At 62.9% G+C, this 23,247-nt stretch carries 8 protein-coding genes; 5 read left to right on the top strand and 3 right to left on the bottom strand.

The features are described 5' to 3' along the window. Positions 1 to 14: 14 nt before the first annotated feature. Positions 15 to 1,640 (bottom strand): pyoverdine maturation tyrosinase PvdP, encoded by a 1,626-nt coding sequence (gene pvdP / locus AC3ZU9_RS16875; RefSeq protein ID WP_122810719.1) that lies wholly within the window; start codon positions 1,638 to 1,640, stop codon positions 15 to 17. A gap of 142 nt (positions 1,641 to 1,782) precedes the next feature. On the opposite strand from pvdP, the gene pvdM reads away from it, so the two are divergent. Genes pvdM through pvdO form a run of 3 tightly spaced genes read left to right on the top strand, consistent with a single transcriptional unit; the run spans position 1,783 to position 5,317 of the window. Next, complete coding sequence (gene pvdM / locus AC3ZU9_RS16870; RefSeq protein WP_122810720.1) at positions 1,783 to 3,132, top strand: pyoverdine-tailoring dipeptidase-like protein PvdM; 1,350 nt, start codon at positions 1,783 to 1,785, stop codon at positions 3,130 to 3,132. An 18-nt stretch (positions 3,133 to 3,150) separates the two neighbouring features. After that, entirely contained in the window at positions 3,151 to 4,422 is a 1,272-nt protein-coding gene (gene pvdN, locus AC3ZU9_RS16865; protein WP_490091012.1) for a pyoverdine-tailoring periplasmic protein PvdN, read from the top strand. Between the two features lie 34 nt (positions 4,423 to 4,456). After that, complete coding sequence (gene pvdO, locus AC3ZU9_RS16860; protein WP_046036819.1) at positions 4,457 to 5,317, top strand: dihydropyoverdine dehydrogenase; 861 nt, start codon at positions 4,457 to 4,459, stop codon at positions 5,315 to 5,317. A 690-nt stretch (positions 5,318 to 6,007) separates the two neighbouring features. On the opposite strand, the gene AC3ZU9_RS16855 is transcribed toward pvdO, so the two are convergent. Then, positions 6,008 to 6,838: a N(5)-hydroxyornithine transformylase PvdF gene (locus AC3ZU9_RS16855; RefSeq protein WP_102060350.1), complete on the bottom strand. Its 831-nt coding sequence runs from the start codon at positions 6,836 to 6,838 to the stop codon at positions 6,008 to 6,010. Positions 6,839 to 7,038: 200 nt separating this feature from the next. On the opposite strand from AC3ZU9_RS16855, the gene AC3ZU9_RS16850 reads away from it, so the two are divergent. Further along, positions 7,039 to 8,691 (top strand): cyclic peptide export ABC transporter, encoded by a 1,653-nt coding sequence (locus tag AC3ZU9_RS16850; RefSeq protein WP_490091011.1) that lies wholly within the window; start codon positions 7,039 to 7,041, stop codon positions 8,689 to 8,691. A gap of 110 nt (positions 8,692 to 8,801) precedes the next feature. Beyond that, positions 8,802 to 11,237, top strand: coding sequence for a TonB-dependent siderophore receptor (locus AC3ZU9_RS16845; protein WP_490091010.1), 2,436 nt, complete (start codon positions 8,802 to 8,804; stop codon positions 11,235 to 11,237). A 158-nt stretch (positions 11,238 to 11,395) separates the two neighbouring features. Here AC3ZU9_RS16845 and AC3ZU9_RS16840 read toward each other — a convergent pair whose 3' ends face one another. Then, positions 11,396 to 23,245 (bottom strand): non-ribosomal peptide synthase/polyketide synthase, encoded by an 11,850-nt coding sequence (locus AC3ZU9_RS16840; RefSeq protein ID WP_490091009.1) that lies wholly within the window; start codon positions 23,243 to 23,245, stop codon positions 11,396 to 11,398. Positions 23,246 to 23,247 lie beyond the last annotated feature (2 nt).

Here is a 23,247-nt window from a genome sequence, read left to right as displayed (position 1 = left end):
CGCCCACCAAAGATTCAGGCAGAGGGTAATTTGAGGTGGCGGGCGTACCACGGTCGTCTTGGCACGCGCTTGAACAGGCCCTGTAATAGGTTTTCGTCTTCACCAAAGGTAATGCGCAGCGCCAGCTTCATGGTCTCCGGGTCCATCTCCATCGACCGGCCCATCTGCAGGCCCGGCGTGGTGCTGCAGCCATGGGTGTCCGGGCCGAGCCAAGGGTCGCCGACTTCCACCCAGCGTCCCGGTGCGAACCAGGCTACGCCGTTGACCTCCATGCGCCTGACTTCGCCTGGATTGAAGCGTTCATGGGCGCGGAACCAGTCTTCGATACGGTCATCGATCCAGCCGTGGAAGTGCCAGAACACCGGGTTGACGTGCGAGGAAAACGGGTCGCCGAGGAAGTCGTTTTCCGCCGCGTACCAGCGCGGGGCGAAGTCGGAGGGGTCGCGGGCGAAGGGCACGGGCGCGCCGTTCGACGGGTCGCGCGGCACTGAGGCCCAGCGCATGTGCAGCCAGTCGTGCAGGCCCAGTTCCATCTCGGAGCCCAACTGCCCCAGGGTGAATTTGGCCAGGTAGCGCGGATCGCGGTATTGGGACTCCCAGACCTGGAAGTTGCTGTGGTAGGTCTCGGCGCTCTTGATGTCGCTGACCCACTGGGTGTAGTCGCCGTCGTCCGGCGCCAACCAGGTCGGTGGCAGCGCGAAGCCGTCGTGGTTGTCGAAATAGCGCAGAAAGCCCAGGCGATCACGTTCCAGGGCCGGTTGCGGCTCGGGGAACTGCGGCCATGAGGGCAGGTCCTGCATTGAGCGCGCGGTGCCGAGCATGTGCCGGTGCATGAAGAAGAAGTCGATTCCCGAGCCGTTACGGTCCTTGCGTTTGCCCCGTGCGTCGCGCTCCTGGCCACGCGGACCGGGCTGCCAGCCGATGCCACGCAGGGCGTCGCGTTTTTCTTCGGAGAGTTTGTGCCACTGGTCACGACTGGCGTGCCACAGCTGGTGGAACAGGCGGTGCTCGGGGGAAATCAGCCAGGCCAGCAGGGTCGGGTTGAGGCCGATACGCTGGCGGGCTTCGGGGAACCACTGTTTATGGGCGATGAAACGGTTGTCGCGCTCAACGAGCGCCAACGGCCGGTCGAGGTCGAGGATCTGCCCGCTGAGGGTGCCACTGCCGGCGTTGCCGAAGTCGGCCCAGACTTCGTCGAGGGTCATCTTGAATTCATAGGCCGGCGTGCCATCGGTCGAGTCCCGGTCGATCAACCGCCAGTACAGCACGGCGCTCTCCCCGGTCAGCAGATCACCGAGCACGCGGTAACGCGGTTCGCCTTCGGCGCGCAGGTTGGCGGCGGTGTCCAGGTAGCCGCGCAGGCCACGCCCACGGGGGGCGATGTCGAGCAACAGCGCCAGGCCTTGCAACGGCAGGCCCTTGAGGCCGGCATCGCGGCCTTCCAGGCGCAGGTCCCAGACCCCGCGCAGCGTGTTCGCCAGGTGCTGGCCGGCGGTGTCGGCCAGGTCCACGGTGGCTTCGCCGGGGGTGATGGGGAATTCTTCTTCGCGCGTCAACTCGCGATGGGCATAGAAGGCTGCCGGCACAGCGGCGCCTGTCAGTGCCAGGCCTGCGATGAACCCACGTCGAGAGATGGTCATTGTCTACCTTAGGAAACGGCTTTATCAGAGCTAGAACGTTTGCACGCCGGGGAAATTTACCGCCGCGCCCTGCCCGCCTAAATTTCCCCGCCCATCACTCGTTCTTCCCTGATAGCGAAGGCCTCAACTGACTGAGATGGCAATGACAAAACCACGTTCGAAAAAGGCGCTGTATATCGGCTTGCCGCTGGCATTGGCCATCGGTGCCGGGGCCGGTTTCCTGGTCTGGGATCACTGGTTCAAGGGCAATGCCGGTTACCCGCTGGAGGTGATCAAGCAGGCCAATGAAATGCAGGATCGGCTGCTGTCGTTCGACAGCCACATCACCGTGCCGGTGGATTTCGGCACCGCCGGCAACGAGGCCGACAAGGACGGTGAGGGCCAGTTCGACCTGGCCAAGGCGGCACGCGGGCGCCTGTCCGGTGCAGCCCTGACGATTTTCGGCTGGCCGGAAATCTGGAACGGCGCCAACGCGCCGCACAAGCCCACCGACGGTTTTGTCGAAGCCGCGCGCCACGAACAGGAAGTGCGCTACAAGATTATCAGCGGCATGGTGCGCGACTACCCCAACCAAGTCGCCATCGCCTACACCCCGGATGATTTCCGGCGCCTGCATGGCGAGGGCAAGTTCGCGATCTTCATCAGCATGCTCAACGCCTACCCGCTGGGCAACGACCTGAACCAGCTGGACCTATGGGCGGCACGCGGCATGCGCATGTTCGGCTTCAGCTATGTGGGCAATAACGCCTGGTCGGACTCGTCGCGACCGCTGCCGTTTTTCAATGACTCCACCGACGCCCTCGACGGTTTGTCGGAGATCGGCAAGCAAGCGGTGCACCGCCTCAATGACCTGGGGGTCATCATCGATGTGTCGCAGATGTCGACCAAAGCCTTGGAGCAAGTGGCGCAATTGAGTCGTACGCCGATGGTGGCGTCGCACTCGGCACCGCGCGCGGCGGTGGATATCCCGCGCAACCTGAGCGACAAAGAGCTGCAACTGATCAAGCATAGCGGTGGCGTGGTGCAGATCGTGGGGTTCTCCGCCTACCTGCGCCCACTGAGCCAGCCGACCCAGGACAAGCTCAACGCCCTGCGCGCCCGCTTTGACCTGCCACCCCTGCCCAACCTGGCCATGGCGCTGATGCCGGGCGACGCAATCATCGCCGCCTGGCCCGAACACAAGTTCGGCGAGTACGCCAGCGCGCTGTACGCCATCCTCGATGAGGAACCCAAGGCCACCCTCAAGGACCTGGGGGATGCCATCGACTACACCGTGCGCAAGATCGGCATCGACCATGTCGGCCTGGCGTCGGACTTCAACGACGGCGGCGGCGTCGAGGGCTGGAACAACGTCGGCGAAATACGCAACGTCACCGCCGAACTGATCCAGCGCGGCTACTCCGAAGCCGACATCGCCAAGCTGTGGGGAGGCAACTTCCTGCGGGTGTGGGACCAGGTACAAAAAGCCGCCAAGCCCTTGGCCAACCGCTAATTATCCAGAAGCCCGTCCATGACCGACCGCCGTACGTTCCTCAAGCAGGCTGGTGTATTTGCCGCCAGCCTGCCACTGGGCGCCGCCCTGCTCCCGCAGGCCGTCGCCGCCAACGCAACCAATGACCCATGGACGGGGCTCAAGCAACTGTTCAACCAGGACCCGGACTACCTGCACTTTTCCAATTTCCTGGTGGCTACGCACCCCAAGCCGGTGCGCGAGGCCATTGAGCGTTACCGCGCACAGATCGACCGCAACCCAGGGCTGGCCATGGACTGGGACCTGCAGGAAGCCTGGAAACGCGAAGGCCAGGTACGCGAGTGGGCCGGCCGCTACCTGAAGGCCGCACCGGCGCAGATCGCCCTCACCAGCAGCACCTCCGAAGGGCTGGCGATGATTTATGGCGGGATCAAGGTACGGCCGGACCAGGAGATCCTCACCACCGTCCACGAGCACTATGCCACCGAGTACAGCCTGGACTTTCGCGTGCGCAAGGAGCAGACCCAGGTTCGCAAGATTCGCCTGTTCGACAACGCCAACCGCGTGTCCATCGACGAGGTGCTGGGCAACATCCAGCGCAATATCCGCCCCAACACCCGCGTACTCGGCATGACCTGGGTGCAGTCCGGCAGCGGCGTGAAACTGCCCATCGGCGAAATCGGCAAACTGGTGGAAGAACACAACCGCAACCGTGACGACAAGGACCGCCTCCTCTACGTGGTCGACGGCGTGCATGGTTTCGGCGTGGAAAACCTCGATTTCCCGGACATGCACTGCGACTTCTTCATCGCCGGCACCCACAAGTGGATGTTCGGCCCACGCGGCACCGGACTGGTGTGCGCCCGCGACCCGCAAAACAACTACGTGACCCCCATGGTGCCGACCTTCTCCGAAGACAAAGACTTCGCCACCAGCATGACCCCAGGCGGCTACCACGCCTTTGAGCATCGCTGGGCAGCGGACGAGGCCTTCAAGCTGCATCTGCAGCTGGGCAAGGCGCCGGTGCAGGCGCGCATCCATGCGCTGAACACCGAACTGAAAGAGCAACTGCTGGCACACCCGCAGATCGAACTGGTGACCCCGCACAGCCCCGAACTGTCGGCCGGTTTTACCTTTTTCAGGGTCAAGGGCCAGGACAGTGACGCCGTAGCCGCCTACATGATGAAAAACCGTGTGGTGATTGACGCGGTAGACCGTGATGTCGGCCCGGTGATCCGTACCGCGCCTGGCCTGCTTAATACTTCCGCAGAGATCCAGCGCTTCATGACGTTGCTGGGCCAGCGGGTGTAACGCATACCTTTTCCACGTTGAATGAGAGGACTCCATGAACAAACCCCTCACGGCATTGGCACTCACCGCCCTGTGCGGTGCCTTGCTGCCAAGCCTGGCCCAGGCCGCCGCGCCACAACCCGGCAAAGTGTTCAAGGACTGCAAGGACTGCCCGGAAATGGTGGTGCTGCCCGCCGGCACCTTCACCATGGGCACGCCAGAGGATGAAGTCGGCCGCGAGCCGGATGAAGGCCCGATGCACGACGTGACCTTCGCCAAGCCGTTCGCCATGAGCCGCTTCCACATCACCGCCGGCGAATGGGACAGCTACATCCGCCAGACCGGAGTGAAGATCGCCGACGGTGACACCCGCCCCGGCCGCGAGTGCATCGCCAGCAAGCCGCGCTACCCCCAGGGCCCGCGCCAGCCGGCAGTGTGCATGGACATGGAGGACATCAAGCAGTACGTGGCCTGGCTGTCGAAAAAAACCGGCCAGCAGTACCACATGGTCAGCGAAGCCCAACGTGAATACGCTGCGCGCGCCGGTTCTACCGGGCCGTTCCCCTTCCCGTTCGATGAGGGCAAGGGCTACAGCATCGCCAAGCACGCCAACACCTATGGCCCGGCCGATGGGTACAGCTACTCATCGCCTGTCGGCAGCTACCCGCCGAATGCGTTTGGCATGTACGACATGCATGGCAACGTCTACGAACGGGTGGCCGACTGCGAGCACGCCAACTACATCGGCGCGCCTACCGACGGCAGTGCGTGGATGGAGCCGAACTGCGAGGGCTACATGATTCGCGGCAATGACTGGGGAGAAGCGCCGGTGTTCTCGCGCTCCGGCAACCGCAACAACATCTACCCGCAGACGCGGGGGGATTGGATTGGGTTTCGGGTGGTGCGCGACCTGTAATAACGCAGGAGATCAAATGCGGGAAGGGGCTTGTCCCCGATGGGGGTGTATCAGTACCTGACCTACCGCCATCGGCGGCATAAGTATCTACACAACGCTGTAGCAACCACGGCAACCACGATGCGAAGCGAGTCGCTCTTGATCTTGATCTAGCTTTTGATCTCAGGCGCCCCGTCAAACACGCTGGCCGGAATTCGACAGGGATTTGGGGGGTAAACCGGCAGGGATGCCGGTTTAGCCGCCCCGCGCCATGGATGGCGCGTGGCGGCGGCCCCCCAAATACCTGGCGGATTACGGGCACACCGAGCGTGAGCGAGGTGCCGAGTGTTGGGGCAAGAGCGTTTTGCTTACTTTTGCGCTTTTCAAAAGTGAGCCGCTGTAAAAGCGGAATCCATAGTGGCCGTTACCTAAATAACGGATATGTACCCGGTCTGATCCAACATCCAGGCCAGCTGTCAGGCCGCCACGGGAGCAAGCTCCCTCGCCACAGGTCCTGCGCCATAGCCAGAATTGTGTAGATACCGATGCCCCGATGGCGCTGAATCAGTCACCTGATGAATCGTCTGGAACACCGCTATCGGGGGCAAGCCCCCTCCCACATTTGGATCGCGGTCTAACCGTTAGATGGTGGTCGGCTGTCAGGCCGTCAGCGGGAGCAAGCCCCCTCCCACATTTTTAACTGTGCCCGCTTTAGAGTTCCTTCCGTGCCAACAACGCCAACCCTTCATGCAGCGCCGGAAACAGGCTGTTGTTGAAGTTGTTCCAGCGCAGTTCGAGGATGGTGTCCTCCGGCGAGATCTCGGTCTTGAGCACGTCATGGAACACTTCACCCGAGTCGATGCCGTTGTCCACGTAGTGGAACGACGCGCCGGTGAGGTACAGCGGCTCCGATGGCGTCGTGGCCTTGGTCGTCCAATCGGTGACCGTCAGCCCACGCGCACCGTACAGGGCGTTCCAGGTCGCGTAGGCGCCACGGCGCTCGTAGGGCGATTCGATGCGGGTAATGCCCGGGTGAATGTTCATGATGCGGCGGGCAAACGGTGCACCGGGACGCACCAGCTCGTCGAGGATCACCAGCAGGCCGTCCAGCACCACGATATCCGCCTTCAGTTCCACCAGCGTGTCGTGCAGGCGGCGTTCGAAGTCCTGCTTGCCGGCGATGTGTTCCGCGCTGCCCCGTGGCAGGCGGCGATAGGTGGACGGCACGCTCAACAGCAAGTCATTGACCAGGCGCCCCTGCACCCGCAGGTCGGCCGGGTACAGCCACTGGCGGCCCGGCGTGTAGGTAAAACCGTAGTCGCTGACCAATTGCTGGTCACGCGGGTTCTGCTCGTCATCGTCATACACCACCCCCACCAGGTTGTAGGCCTCGCCCAGCGGCGTGTCGTTCAGTGCCCCCGCCAGGGATTCCAGCACCGACATCATGTAGCGCTCGTGGTCCTTGTAGGCCACCGGCTGCCCAGCCTTGTCGGCAGCGGCATTGCGCAGGGACCACACATACACCAGGTTCTTTTTCGTCATTGTTTCGCTCTCACTGGATAGATCAGGCACGCGCCGATACGCGTGCGCCTACACCACAAGAACGAACCAGGCCCCGCCCAATTTATCCATCGCGGCCACCGCCTGGCACGCCGAGCTAAATAGTCGCGCCGACACTTCGTTTGTCATGGGTAAGGGTCTGTGTGCCCAGCCCCCTCTTTTTCACTTTCCGGGAAGTATTTATGACCGACCCCAAGCGCGGCGCCTTCAACGGTTTGCTCGCATTGCTCAGGCCCTTTCGCACCCTCGTGACCGTCTCCGTCGCCCTGGGCATGGCCGGCGGCCTGGCCATCACGTTGCTGCTGGCGACGATCAATAATGCCCTGCACTCGCCACAAGGCATGACCCAGGGCGTGATCCTGACCTTTGCAGCCTTGTGCGTGCTGGCGCTGGTCAGCTCGATCATTTCTGACATCGGCACCAACTACGTAGGCCAACGGATCATTGCCGCCCTGCGCAAAGACCTGGGTGAAAAGGTGCTGTCGGCGCCCATCGGGCAAATCGAGCGCTACCGCTCCCACCGACTGATCCCGGTGCTGACCCACGATGTCGACACCATCAGCGACTTCTCCTTCGCGTTCACGCCCTTGGCCATTGCCGCCACGGTGACGCTGGGCTGCCTGGGCTACCTGGCGTACCTGTCGGTGCCGATGTTCTTGATGATGATCGTCGCCATCGTGATCGGCAGCGCCGTGCAGTTCATCGCCGGCGGCAAAGGTATCCAAGGCTTCGACCTGGCACGCAGCCATGAAGACGAATTGCAGCGTTATTACAACGCCATCGCGTCCGGCGCCAAGGAACTGCGCATGCATCGGCCACGGCGCTTTCGCATGAACACCCACCGTATCCAGGAAACGGCGGACCGCATCAGCGATATCCAGGTGCGTTCGGTCAACATCTACATCCTCGCCAAGACCTTCGGCTCGATGCTGTTCTTCGTGGTCATCGGCCTGGCCCTGGCGATGCAGGCCTATAACCCGAACCCGGACCCGACCGTGATCACCGGCTTCGTGCTGGTGCTGTTGTACATGAAAGGCCCGCTGGAACACCTGCTGGGTTACCTGCCCGTGGTGGGCAAGGCGAAGATCGCCTTCGGGCGTATCAGCGAGTTGTCGGAGCGCTTCTCCTCGCCTGAACCGCACCTGCTGATGGATGACAGCGAGGCGCCGACACCGATCGTCAACAGCCTGGAACTGCGAAACGTGAGCTACAGCCCACCGGCCGTGGAAGGCAGCGAGCCGTTTCACCTGGGGCCGATCAACCTGAGCATTGCCCAAGGCGACATCGTATTTATCGTCGGCGAAAACGGCAGTGGCAAGACCACGCTGATCAAATTGCTGCTGGGGCTCTACCCGCCGCAGTCCGGCGAAATCCTGCTCAACGGGGAGGCCGTGACCGACCCCGAGCGCGATGACTATCGCCAATTGTTCACCACGGTATTCGCCGACTACTACCTGTTCGACGACCTGGTCCAGGGCAGCGCCACCCAGTCACTGGACAGCGCCACTAAATACCTGGAACGCCTGGAGATCGCGCACAAAGTCAGCGTCAAGGACGGTGTGTTCAGCACCACCGACCTGTCCACCGGCCAGCGCAAGCGCCTGGCACTGGTCAACGCCTGGCTGGAGGAACGCCCGGTGCTGGTATTCGACGAATGGGCCGCCGACCAGGACCCGGCCTTCCGCCGGATTTTCTATACCGAGCTGCTGCCGGACCTCAAGCGCCTGGGCAAAACCATCATCGTGATCAGCCATGACGACCGCTATTTCGACATCGCCGATCAGTTGGTACGGCTGCGCGCCGGCCAGGTGGTGCATGAAATGGAGCCTGCATGAAATTTTCTTTTCCGGTTTTCCGAAGTAGGAACGTCTCACTAGTGGTAATGAGAACTAACCTCAATAAACATTAAAATTTGCCCACTTAAAACATAGAAGAGAAACCATCCATGTCAGCACGACTCGGTCTCAGCCCACTGAGCAAAGCGCTAACCAGGGCCCTGAACATCAACCTCCTGCCGAGCGCGCTTGCCCTAGCGGTATCGCTGCCGGTTGCCGGCTATGTGCAGGCACAGGAGATCGAGTTGGATATTCCAGCACAGGCACTGGGGAGTGCACTGCAGGAATTCGGCCGCCAGGCCAACCTGCAGGTGCTGTACAGCCCGACCGACGTGGCGGGAAAAAACAGCACGGCGATCAAAGGTAAACTGGATCCGCAGCAGGCGATCAACACCTTGCTGGCAGGCACTTCAACCACCCACAGCCTCAGTGGCAACGCGCTGACCGTTACCGCCGCCGGCGCGTCCGCCGGGCTGGAATTGAGTCCGACCCAAGTGACCGGCAACGTGCTGGGCAACATCACCGAGGGCTCCGGCTCCTACACGCCGGGCACCATTGCCACGGCCACGCGGCTGACCCTGACCCCGCGGGAAACCCCGCAGTCGATCACGGTGATTACCCGCCAACATATCGAGGACTTCAGCCTCAACAGCGTCGATGACGTGATGCGCCACACGCCTGGCATCACCGTATCGGCCTATGACACCGACCGTACCAACTATTACTCGCGTGGGTTCTCGGTCAACAGTTTCCAGTACGACGGTATTCCGTCCACCGTGCGCAACGTCGGCTACTCGGCGGGGAACACCCTCAGCGACATGGCGATCTACGACCGCGTCGAAGTGCTCAAGGGGGCCACCGGCCTGCTCAACGGCGCCGGCTCCCTGGGCGCGACCATCAACTTGATCCGCAAGAAGCCGACGTCGGAGTTCAAGGGCCATGTGCAATTGGGCGCCGGCTCCTGGGACAACTATCGCAGCGAAGTGGATGTGAGCGGCCCGTTGACCGACAGCGGCAATGTCCGGGGCCGTGCAGTGGCGGCGTACCAGGACAAAAAGTCCTTCATGGACCACTACTCGCGCAAGACCGAAACCTACTACGGCATTACCGAGTTCGACCTGTCCCCCGACACCATGTTGACCGTCGGCTTCGACTATCAGGACAACACGCCCAAAGGCTCCAGCTGGTCCGGTTCGTTCCCGCTGGTCAACTCCAACGGCAGCATCAACAAGATGCCACGCTCCTACAACAACGGCGCCACCTGGAGCTCCTGGGAACAGAACACCCGCACCGCCTTTGCCATGCTTGAGCATGATATGGGTGACGGCTGGGTCACCAAATTCCAGCTCGACCACAAGATCAACAGCTACCATGCCGACCTCGGTTCGATCCAGTTTGTCCAGCCGGCAGCCGATGGCACCGCCGAGATCAACGGTCAGAAATACACCGGCGAAACCAAAAGCACCTCCGCCGACCTCTACGCCACCGGGCCCTTCAGCCTGTTTGGCCGCGAACATGAACTGGTGGTGGGCGGCTCGATCGGCACGTCGCGTTGGCAAGGCAAGGGGTACTGGTCGCCGGAATGGCCAGGCGGCAATAAAGTCGATTTCTATAACTGGAATGGCCACATTGCCAAGCCGATCTACGGCCCTGTCCAGCAATACAACGACGATACCATCCGCCAGACCGGCTACTACATGACCACACGCTTGAACGTGATGGATGACCTGCACGTGATCCTCGGTGGGCGCGTCGCCAACTACCACGTCACCGGTATCAACCCTTCCTACAAGGAAACCGGCCGGTTCGTGCCGTATGCCGGCGTGATCTACGACCTGAACGACAATTTCTCGGTGTACACCAGCTACACCGATATCTTCCAACCCCAGGAAAGCACGTACAAAGACCGCAACCAGACGTTGCTGGAACCGGACGAAGGCCAAAACTACGAGCTGGGCCTGAAGGGCGAGTTTCTCGACGGTCGCTTGAACACCAGCATTGCCTACTTCGAAGTGCATGAAGACAACCGTGCCATCCCGGACGATGCCTATAACAACCAGACTCCTTCCCCGCAAAACTATGCGTTCAAGAGCTCCAAGGCCGTCACCAAGGGTTACGAAGCAGAAATCTCAGGTGAGCTGGCGCCGGGCTGGCAAGTACAGGGTGGCTACACCCACAAGATCGTGCGGGACGCAGACGACAAGAAGATCTCCACCTTCGAACCTGAGCACCAGGTCAACCTGAACACCACTTACAAACTCAAGGGCGACCTCGACAAGTTCACCATCGGTGGCGGCCTGCGCTGGCAGAGCAAGGGTTGGAATGAAATCTACAACTCGCCGCTCAACACCAACCAGGACATCACCCAGAAGTCCTATTGGCTGGTGGACTTGATGACCCGCTACCAGGTCACCAAGAACCTCTCGGCGACTGTCAACTTCAACAACATCTTCGACAAGTCCTACTACACCAACGTGGGCTTCTATAACTCGGCTGCCTACGGTGAGCCGCGCAACGTGATGTTCAGCACCCGCTGGGACTTCTGATGTGATGCCTTGATCGCCCTGGCGGCGATCAACCAAAAGCCCGATGGAAGCGCTGCTTTCATCGGGCTTTTTTGTGCCCCGCCCTCCCCTGTGGCGAGTCCCCTGTGGCGAGTGAGCTTGCCCCCTCGCCACAGGTTCAGTGTTCATCACTTGAGGTGTTATTCCATGGCGGCCACCAAGCTACGGATGAACTCGGCACTGTCGATGATCCCGTCGTGATCAGTCTCGATCACCACTGAACGCTCGATCCGCCCCTGAACAAGGGTGCTTGCCATGTGCTGCTCGATGAGGTCCTTGAACTGCCCGGCGCGGCTCATGGACGCCCACCAGCAACTGACCGGGGCCTTGATCGGCTTGAAGTCCGCCGCCGACAGACGCTCACTGAGCGCGCGGTCGACCTCCCAGGAAATCTGCGCCTCATTGCCACGCAGCAACTCGTCCTTGATACCGGTAAAGGCCTCGCCCAGGGTCTGCTCGGCCCAGGCGATAAACCCTTGCCATTGCCCCGCTTCGTCTTGGGCATCGCGTTGACATTGCTGCCAGGCCGCCTGAATCCGCTCGGCAAACGCCGGGAACATCACGCCCAACAAGGCCGCACGCCGCTCGTTCGCCGAGACTTCACGGTCATCCTCGGTGACGACCGCCTGCCAATAGGGCGTGAGCCACTGCGGCGGCGCGGCGTCGATCCAGCCGACAAACTCGACGTCGCGTCCCGCTTGCTCCAGCACGTAGGCGACTTCCATCGCCAGGTTGCCACCCAACGACCAGCCTGCCAGGCGGAAGGCGCCCTGGGGTTGGGCCAACAGGAGTTGCTCGGCGTAATCCTCGACCATGGCTTGCCATTCGGGCACTGCTGCACCCTCCTCGGCCAATGCACGGCAAATCACCCCGAACACCGGACGCTGCTCCCGGAGCGCGAGGGCAATCGCGGTGTAGCAATGCACCGAACCGAAGCTTGGGTGGAACATGAACAACGGTGTGCCTTCGGTCTGGCTGTTGAGCTTGACGATCAACGAGCTGCGCGCGTCGCCCTGCAGGCAGTTGACCTGGCCGCGTACCGTCGGGTTAAGCATCAACTGGCTGACGGACAAGCCGACACCGCTGACTTTACGGATACGCTCCTTGAGCATCAGCACCAGCAAGGAGTGACCGCCCAACTCGAAGAAGTTGTCGTTCAGCCCTACGCGCTCGACACCGAGGACATCACGCCAGATCGCCGCGACTTGCTGCTCGATGGCGCTTTGCGGGGCCTGATAAGCGTCCGCGCCTTGCGCCTCCGGTTTAGGCAACGCCTTGCGATCCAGCTTGCCATTGGGGCTCAGCGGCATCTGTGTCAACACCACCCACTGCGCCGGCACCATGTAGTCCGGCAACTGCGCCGCCAGGTGCATCGCCACCTGTGCTTTCCAATCCTCGCTCGGCGCCTGCAGCACCAGGTAGCCCACCAGGTGCGTGCCGTCCACGGCGAGCACCGCCGCTTCACGCACGTACGCATGCTCCAGCAGGCGGGCCTCGATTTCACCCAACTCGATGCGCAAGCCACGCAGCTTGACCTGGTGATCGATGCGCCCGGCGTACTCGATCACCCCATCGTCGCGATAACGCGCCAAGTCCCCGGTGCGATACAACCGGGTGCCACTGCCGAACGGATCGGTCACAAAGCGTTCGGCGGTCAGCGCCGGCCGACGGTGATAACCACGCGCCAGGCCGACGCCGCCGAGATAGAGTTCACCCAACACGCCAACGGGTGCCGGTTCCAGGTTGCCGTCCAACACGTAGCAGCCCAGGTTGGCGATCGGCCGACCAATCGGCACGGCGTCACCCCCTTCGTCGACGCAGGTCCAGTGGGTCACGTCGATTGCCGCTTCGGTCGGCCCATACAAGTTGTACAACCCGGCACGTGGCAGTTTGGCGAACACCTGTTGCTGGGCATCCACCGGCAGCGCCTCACCGCTGCACACAATACGCTGCAGGCTGTGACAGGCGCCGACGCCGGCATCCTGCAAGAAGGCCTGGAGCATGGACGGCACAAAGTGCAACGTAGTGACTTGCTCGGCGGTGATCAGGCTCACCAGCCTGGCCGGGTCACGATGGTCACCCGGCGCTGCCACCACCAGGCGCGCACCGGTCATCAACGGCCAGAAGAACTCCCACACCGACACGTCGAAACTGAACGGCGTCTTCTGCAAGACCGTGTCACTGCCGTCCAGGCCATACGCCTGCTGCATCCAGCACAGTCGGTTGGTCAGCGCCGAATGGCGGTTACCCGCACCTTTGGGTTGGCCGGTGGAGCCCGAGGTGTAGATCACATAGGCGAGGTTTTCGCCATCGACGACGACCTGCGGATTCCGCTCGGCGTAGGCCTGCAACCCCTCATCGCCCTGCTCCAGCACCAGGCTGTGCAAGCCCGCTGGAATCGGCAGTTGCTCCAGCAAATGCGCCTGGGTCAACAACAGCTTCACGTCGCTGTCTTGCAGCATGTAGGCCAATCGATCGCGGGGGTATTCCGGGTCCAGCGGCACATAAGCGCCACCTGCCTTGAGTACCGCCAGCAGGCCAACGACCATTTCAATCGAACGCTCAACCGCCAGCCCCACGAGGACATCCGGCCCGACGCCGGCCGCCATCAGGCGATGCGCCAAGCGGTTTGCCCGGCGGTTAAGCGCGGCGTAACTCAATACCTGCCCGGCAAATACCAGCGCCGGTGCGTCCGGCGTGCGCACCACCTGGGCTTCGATCAACTGATGCACCGGCAGGTGCAACGGGTAGTCCGTGGCCGTGGCGTTCCAGGCATGCAGGACCGTTTCGCGCTCGGAACGGGCCAGCGAAGGCAACGTTGCCAGACGCTGGCCGCCATCCACTGCCAATGCCTGCAACACCTGCTGGAAGTGCTCGGCCAACCGTTCGATATGCGCCGCGCTGAATGCCTGGCGGTCGTAATTGAACTCCAGGCCCAAGGTGTCACCGATGCCCAGCAAGACGGTCAACGGATAGTGGGTTTGCTCCAGGCTGTGGACGGCGCCAAACGTGAGCCCCGAAGGTGCGCCCTGCTCCAGCGCTTCGGACACCGGGTAGTTCTCAAACACCAGAATGCTGTCGAACAGCGCCTCGCCACCCAGCCCGGCCCAACGCTGGATCTCGAACAGCGGCGTATGCTCCTGCTCACGCAAGCGCACGTTTTGCGCCTGGATCTGCTGCAGCCACTGGCTGACCGTCATCTGTGCATCCGGCGTGGCCACGACGGGCAAGGTGTTGATGAACAGACCGACCTGTTGCTCGATACCGCGCAATTGCGCCGGACGGCCTGCCACGGTGGCGCCGAACGCCACGGTGGACTGCCCGGTGTGATGCTGCAACAGCAGCAGCCAGGCGCTTTGCACCAGCGTATTGAGGGTGACTTTATTGCGCTGGGCGAAGGCCTTGAGCTGAGCGGTCTGGCTGGCGTCGAGGTTCAGACGATGCTCGCCGTTGACGGCCAGCGCCTCGCTGTGCGCAGCCTGTAGGCCACGGGCCAGGCGGGTTGGTTCTTGCAGGTTGAGCAGTTGCTCTTTCCAGAATGCCTCGCTGACCGACTTGTCCTGTGCCTGCAGCCAGGCAATGTAATCGCGGTAACGCCCGATGGGCGCACGCAGCGGTTCACCGGCGTAATGTTGCAACACCTCGCCAAACAACTGCGAACCACTCCAGCCGTCCATCAAGATGTGGTGGTTGGTGTAGATCAAGTGATAACGGGACGCCCCCGTACGGACCACCGTCAGGCTCAGCAACGGCGCTTGTTCCAACACGAACCCCTGGGCCCGCGCCGACTCGGCCAGGCTATCGAGTGCCGCACTGCTGCCGGGCCGATCTTGCCAGTCCAGCTCGGCGAACGGCATGCGCATCTGCTTGTAGACCACCTGCAACGGCTGCTCAAGCTCGGTCTGCCAGAGAAAACCGCTGCGCAGGATCTCATGGCTGTCGACCGCCGCCTGCCAGGCCTGGCGGAAACGCGGTACATCCAGGCCCTCGACATCGATGCGCATCTGGTTGATGTAGTCACCCGAGCCTTCGCCGTACAGCGATTGGAACAGCATGCCTTGCTGCATCGGCGACAGCGGGTAAACGTCTTCGATGTCAGCCACCGTCACCGGCAAGCTGTCCAGTTGCGCCTGGGACAAGCGCGCCAGCGGGAAGTCCGAAGGCGTGACACCCTGGTTGACACCACAGTGCTCGATCAACGCCTTGAGTTCCGCGGCGTAGTCATCCGCCAGGCGTTGTACGGTCGCCTCATCGAACATCTGCTGGCTGAAGCTCCAGTTCAACTTCAATTCGCCGGCGTAGACCTGGCCGTTGATTTCCAACCAGTTGCCCAGCGGTGCCTCGGCACTCTGTTCGGCACCACTGCCATCACCGGAGGGGACGAACAAGCCTTCTTGTTCGCCGCCGTCAAAACTGCCGTCGAATTGCCCCAGGTAGTTGAAGGTGATGCGTGGGCGCGGCAGTTCACTCAGGGCCTGTTGAGCCTCGGCATTCCCCAGGTAACGCAGGGCACCAAAGCCCAGGCCCTTGTCGGGAATCGCACGCAACTGCTCCTTGATTTGCTTGAGGGAGCCGGCCAGCGAATCGGTCGGCACCAGCTTCACCGGGTAGAGGCTGGTGAACCAGCCGACGGTGCGGGTCAGGTCGATCTCGTCGAACAGGTCTTCACGGCCATGGCCTTCCAGGCGGATCAACATCGACGCGTCACCGGTCCAGCGCACAACGACGCGCGCCAGTGCGGTCAGCAACAGGTCATTGATCTGGGTGCGGTAAGCACTGGGGGCGTCCTGCAACAGACGCCGTGTGAAGGCCTGATCCAGATGGGTGGTCACGCTCAGCGCATGCCGGTTGCTCACGCTGGCCTGTGGATCGGCCCCCGGCAGGCAGGTGGGGCTGCCTTGCAACTGCGTCTGCCACCAGGCCAGTTCCTGCGCCAGTGCGGCGCTGCGTGCATAGGTTTGCAGACGCTCGGCCCAGGCCCGGGTCGCGCTGGTCTTGGCGGGCAACACGACCGTGGCACCTTGGGCAAGCTGGCGGTAAGCCGTTTGCAGGTCTTCCAGCAGGATGCGCCAGGACACACCGTCCACCACCAAGTGATGAATCACCAGCAGCAAGCGCTGGGAGCCGTCGGCCAGGTCCACGAGCACTGCACGCAGCAGCGGCCCCTCGCTCAGGTCGAGGCTGCGCTGGGCTTCCTCACCCAGGGCCTCCAACTCTTCGACCGCATTCAAGGTGGTCTGCCACAGGACCTGTTCGGCCTGATGCTGCTGCGGCCCGCGATACGCCGCGCTCCAGCCTGCCGCGCCCTGGATGAAACCGATGCGCAGGGCGTCGTGATGCACGATCAAGGCCTGCAGCGCCGCCACCAGCAGCGGCGCCTGCAACGCCTGGTGTGGCTGTAGCACCACCGACTGGTTCCAGTGGTGACGCTGGGGAATGTCATCGGCAAAAAACGCCTGCTGGACAGGCAGCAACAACAACTCGCCGGTCAATGCCGACTGATCCAGCACCACCGCGCCCTCGCCTTCTCGGGCCACGGCCGCCAGGCTCTGGACCGTCTGGTGCTGGAACAGATCCTTGGGCGTGAAGCGCACACCGGCCTGGCGGGCACGGCTGACCACCTGGATCGAGATGATCGAGTCACCGCCCAACTCGAAAAAGTTATCGTGCAAACCGACACGTGGCAGACGCAGCACGTCGGACCAGATCGCCGCGATCTTCTGCTCCAGCTCACTCTGTGGCGCCACGTACACCTGCTGCATCTGGCTGACATCCGGGCGCGGCAGGCCCTTGCGGTCGAGCTTGCCGTTCGGCGTCAGCGGCATGCGCTCAAGGAACATCAGGTGCGTGGGCACCATATAGTCCGGCAAGCGGGTTTTCAGGGCGCGGCGCAAGGCTTCGCGGCAGGTCGACTGCGCCACGGCGTCGTCGACGAGCAACGGATCCAGCGGCACCACATAGGCGACCAGTTGCTTGCCGCTCGGCCCTTCCTGGGCCACCACCACGGTTTCGCCGACACTGTCCTGCTCGCGCAGGCGCGCTTCGATCTCGCCCAGCTCAATACGGAAGCCACGGATTTTCACCTGATGGTCGACACGGCCGAGGTAATCCACCACGCCATCCGGACGGCCACGGGTCAGGTCGCCGCTGCGATACACCCGGCTGCCGGGCTTGCCGAACGGGTCCGGTACGAAGCGCTCGGCGGTCAGGGCCGGACGCTCCAGGTAACCCCGGGCCACGCCCTCGCCGCCCAGGTACAACTCACCGGCTACGCCGATGGGTTGCAGGTTGAGTTGCGCGTCCAATACGTAGCCGCTGCGATTGCCCAGCAGTGTGCCGATCGGCGCGTAGACGGCACCGCACGGGTCACCACGGCGGGCTTTCCACAGCAACGGCGTGACCACGGTTTCGGTCGGGCCGTAGCCGTTGAACAGGTAGGTCGGCTTGAGTGCACGCCACGCCAGGTCATAGCTGGCCTGGGCCACGGCATCACCGCCGAAGCAGTACACACGAACCTTCGGCGGGTTACCGTCGCGTTCGGCATGTTCGGCCAGCTGCTGCAGGTACACCGGCGGAAACACGGCCATGGTCACCTGATGGCGATGCATTTGCTGGTAGGTGTACTCCGGCAGCCACAGGCTGTCATCGCGAATCAGCACGCTCGCGCCGTTGATCAGTGGGTGCATCCAGCCTTCGTGGGAGCCATCGAACGCGAACGACATGAAGTGCAGTTCGCAATCGGCCGGCGACGTTTCATAACGCTCGCCGGTGGCAATGATGTGCGCCACCAACGGGCCGTGGGACACCGCCACGCCTTTGGGCATGCCGGTGGAGCCGGAGGTGTAGATCACGTAGGCCAGGTTGTCGCCGTCCAGCGCCACCTCGGGTGCGGTGTCGTCGTCAGCGGACCAGGCTTGCGTCTGGTCCACGGCAAGGGCTTCCAGGCCGTCTGGAATCGGCAAGCGCTGTTGCACCGCCGAATGGGTCAACAGCAATCGGGCGCGGCTGTCCTGCATCATGTACAGCAGGCGGTCACGCGGGTATTCGATGTCCAGCGGCACGTAGACGCCACCGGCTTTCATCACTGCCAGGAACGCCACCATGATCTCGGCGCTGCGTGGCATGGCAATCGCCACGCGCACTTCGGGGCCGACGCCACGGGCGATCAATGCATGGGCCAGGCGGTTGGCCTGGCGGTCCAGCTCGCCGTAAGTCAGCTGTTGCTCGCCAAATTTCACCGCCACCGCCTCGGGGGTTTCCCCGGCGCGGTCGGCCACCAACTCGTGCACCAGACGCTTGGCCGAGAAGCCGGCGTCGCTCTGGTTCCACAGTTGAAGAATCTGTTGCCGTTCGGCGTTGTCCAGCAGGTTTAATTGGCTGAGATTCTGCCGTGGGTCGGCAACCATGCCTTGCAACAGGTTCTGCCAGTGTCGCGCCATGCGTTGCACGGTACTGGCCTCAAACAGGTCCTGGGCATAGCCGAGCGTGGCCCAGATACCTTCGGTGGATTCCTGGATATCCAGGTCCAGGTCGAAATGCGCCGTCTTGCTGTCCCACTCCAGCCCTTCTACCGAAAGATTCGGCAGTTGCTGCTGAACCTGAGCCTGGCCCACATCGGTCTGGTGGTTGAACATCACTTGGAACAACGGGTTGTGGCTCAGGCTGCGCTCGGGTTGCAGCGCTTCCACCAGTTGTTCGAAGGGCAGGTCCTGGTGGGCCTGGGCGTCCAGCGCCCGTTGCCGGGCCTGTTGCAACAGTTGCTCGACGCTCATCTGGCCGTGGAGATCGGCCTTGAGCACCTGGGTGTTGACGAAGAAGCCGATCAGACGCTCGGTCTCGCTGCGATTGCGGTTGGCGATCGGCACCCCGACACGGATCTCTTCCTGGCCACTGTAGCGATGCAGCAACGTCTGGAACGAGGCCAATAGCAGCATGAACAAGGTCACGTCCTGCTGCTTGGCCAGGGCCTTGAGGCCTTGGGTCAACGCGCCGGGCAGTTCGAATGCCAGGCGCGCGCCACGATGGCTTTGCACAGCCGGACGCGGGTGGTCGAACGGCAACGCCAACACGCTCTGCTCACCGCCGAGCATGTCGCGCCAATACGCCAGTTGACGGGCCTTCTCGCCCGCCTCCATCCAGTTGCGCTGCCATACGGCGTAGTCGGCGTACTGAATCGGCAGCGCCGGCCATTGCAACACCTGTCCCTGGCTGTAGGCCGCATACAGTTGCACCAGCTCTTCAACCATCAGTTGCATCGACCAGCCATCGGACACGATGTGATGCTGCACCAATACCAATACATGTTCATCAGCGGCGATGCGCAGCAACGAAACCCGCAGCAAAGGCCCTTGCTCCAGATTGAAGGGTTGGGCTATTTCGGCCTCGACCCGCGCCTTGAGCTGCGCTTCCTGCACCTCGGCGTGCGCTATCTGCAACGACACCTGCGGTGAAATGATTTGAACCGTGCGGTCGCGCTCCTGGCGCAAATGGGTGCGCAGGCTTTCATGCCGGGCCAGCAAGGTATCGAAACTGCGTTGCAGTGCACCCAGATCAAGCTGCCCTTTCAAACGCAAGGCGCTGGGGATGTGGTACGCGGCGCTTTGCGGCTCCAGCTGCCATAAAAACCACTGGCGCTCCTGGGCGTAGGAAAGCGGCAACGGCTGGTCCCGCCCTACCGGCAACAGCGCGGGCGCGGTCGGCGCGCCTGGGGCCTGGGTGGTCAGTGCGGCGACAAACCCCTCCAGGCGCGGCTGCTCGAACAGCAATTTGAGCGGCACTTCGCGCTGCAATGCCTGGCGAATGCGCGAGACCACCTGCATGGCCAGCAGCGAATGCCCGCCCAGTTCGAAGAAGTGGTGGGTCAGGCCCACACGCTCGACGCCAAGAATATCGGCCCAGATCGCCGCAACCTGCTGTTGCAGTGGCGTAACCGGTGCCTGCCAGGCCTGTTGCACCGCGCTGCCATCGGGTTTGGGCAGCGCCTGGCGGTCAAGCTTGCCGTTGGGGTTCAACGGCATGCGGTCGAGGAAGATCAGGTGCGCAGGCACCATGTAATCGGGCAGTTGCTCACGCAAGGTGGCCTTGAGCGTTTCGCCCACCGCCGCATGCTCGGCGGCGGACAACGGCTGGGCCGGCACAAGGTAGGCCACCAACTGGTTGTCAGCCGCCAGCAGGAAGGCTTCGCGCACCGCCTCCTGGGCCAACAGCAGCGCTTCGATCTCACCCAACTCGATTCGGAAACCGCGGATTTTGACCTGATGGTCGACGCGACCGACGTATTCGATCACCCCGTCGGCGCGATAACGCGCCAGGTCACCGGTGCGGTAAAGACGCTCGCCCTGGGGGCTGAACGGGTCGGCGACAAAACGTTCGGCGGTCAGGCTCGGGCGTTGCAGGTAATCACGGGCCAAGCCACTGGCACTGGCAATGTACAGCTCCCCCACGGCGCCAACCGGCAACAGGTTAAGGTCACGGTCCAACACATACAGGCCACGCCCCGGCAACGCGCGGCCAATCGGGCTGGCAGTGGCGCCAATCACGGCGTTGTCATCGCTGCAATCGAGCACGCTGGACACCACCGTGGCCTCGGTCGGCCCGTAGGTATTGAGCAGGCGTACATGCCCCAGCCCCGCGCGCCGCCACAGCACCGGGCCATCCAGCGGCATCGCTTCGCCGCCGATATGCACCTGGCGCAATGCGCCATAGGGCCGTGGCCCCGCGGCCAGGCAATCCTGCAGGAACAGTTTCCAATAGGCGGTGGGCAAGTCGGCCAGGGTGATACCTTGATCGATAATCTGCCGGTACAGCTCAGCGCCGCCCCACAACTGCGGCCCGCGCAACACGACCGTCGCGCCCAGGGTCAGAGCCGGGTACAGCTGCTCGACAAAACCATCGAAGTTCAGGGTCGCGAACTGCAGTACGCGGTCGTCCGCGACCAGGCGCGAATACTCGGCCGCGATACCGGCGAATTCGCTCAATGCCGCATGGCTGATGGCAACGCCTTTTGGCTTGCCGGTGGAGCCGGAGGTGTAGATGACATATGCCAGGCTGCGGGGCTCGAACGCGGTAGGCGGGTTGTGCTCGGCACACTGCGCCAACTGCGCGTCGGCCAGGTCGATGTCCAGCGCCGTCAGATCGGCCGGCAATGGCAAGCGGTCGCGCAGGTGGGATTGGGTCAACACCAGTCGCACACCACTGTCATCGAGCATATGCACCAGGCGCTCACGCGGGTATTCAGGGTCAAGCGGCACGTAGGCGCCACCCGCCTTGAGCACGGCCAACAGGCTGACCACCATGGCAAAGGAGCGCTCGACCGCGATGCCCACCAGCACCTCCGGGCCTACGCCCTGGGCGATCAGGTAGTGCGCCAGGCGATTAGCCTGGCGGTTCAGTTCACCGTAGCTGAGCGTTTGCTCATCCAAGGCCAGTGCCTGGCGCGCCGGATGTTCGCGGGCCTGCGCCTCGAACAACTGGTGCACGGCATCCGGTGCGGCGACGGTGGCGGGGGCATTCCAGTCCTTGAGCATCCGCTGTTGTTCGGGTGCATCGAGCATCGACAGCGCGCAAAGACGGCTGCGTGGTGCACTCACTGCCGCCTGGAGCAGGTTCTGCCAATGCTGCGCCAAGCGTTCGATGGTTGCGCTTTCGAACAGGTCGGTGGCGTAGGTCAGCGCCGCCCAGAGGCCTTCGGCGGACTCATGGGTGTCCAGGCTCAGGTCGAAATGCGTGGTCTGGCTCTCCCAATCCAGTTCCGCCACCCGCAGGCCAGGCAATTGCTGGCCATCGCGCCCGCCCTGAGCGTCGGTCTGGTGGTTGAACATCACTTGGAACAGCGGGTTATGGCTCAGGCTGCGTTCAGGTTGCAGCGCCACCACCAATTGTTCAAACGGCAAGTCTTGGTGCGCCTGGGCTTCCAGGGCGCGGCGCTTGGCCTGTTGCAGCAGTTCGGCGAAGCTCATCTGCCCGTCAAGGTCGGCCTTGAGCACTTGGGTGTTGACGAAAAAGCCGATCAGCCGCTCGGTTTCAACGCGGTTGCGGTTGGCATTCGGCACGCCGATGCGGATGTCCGACTGGCCACTGTAGCGAAACAGCAGGGTCTGGAACGAGGCCAGCAACAGCATGAACGGGGTCACGCCCTCTTGCTGGGCCAGGCGCTTGATACCGGCCACCAGGTCCGCCGGCAGATGCACCTGCAAGCTGGCGCCGCGATGACTTTGCTGCGCCGGGCGTGGATGGTCGAGGGGTAATTCCAGCACCGGTTGCTCACCGCCCAGCAGGTCCTGCCAGTAGGCCAATTGACGGGCCTTCTCCCCGGCTTCCATCCAGCTGCGCTGCCACAGCGCGTAGTCGGCGTAGTGGATCGGCAAGCCCGGCAATTGCACCTCCTGGCCTTGGCTGTGCGCGGCGTAGAACTGCACCAGTTCCTCGACCATGACCTGCATCGACCAGCCATCGGAAATGATGTGGTGCTGCACCATCACCAGCACATGCTCGTCTTCGGCCAGTTGCAGCAAGGTCACGCGCAACAACGGCCCCGCCTGCAAATCGAAAGGCCGGGCTATCTCGGCTTCGATGCGCGCCATCAATTGGTGTTCGTCGGCAACGTCCAGGTGTATCTCGATGCGCGCTTCGGGCGCTACGTTTTGCAGCAGGCGCTCGCCGTCCTGTACCAGGCGTGTGCGCAGGCTTTCATGGCGGGCCAGCAGGCTGTCGAACGCGCGTTGCAGGGCCGCCAGGTCCAGTCGGCCCTGCAGACGCAGTGCGCCGGGAATATGATAAGTGGCGCTGTCCGGGTCCAGTTGCCAGAGAAACCACTGGCGCTCCTGCGCGTAGGACAACGGCAGACTCTGGCCGTCCTCACGGATCGAGGCAATTGGCAGTTGGGCGAAGCTCATGCCCCGGCTTTGCAGGCGCTGGTAAAACTGCTGGCGCTGTTCCAGAGGCAGGCGAAGAAAGCGCGAAACCAGATCGATATTAGGGTTGGAAAGCATGG

The sequence above is a fragment of the Pseudomonas sp. A39 genome (genome assembly GCF_058145955.1).
Note: the sequence above shows the minus strand (reverse complement) of the source record. Positions and strands in the feature narration are given on the sequence as shown.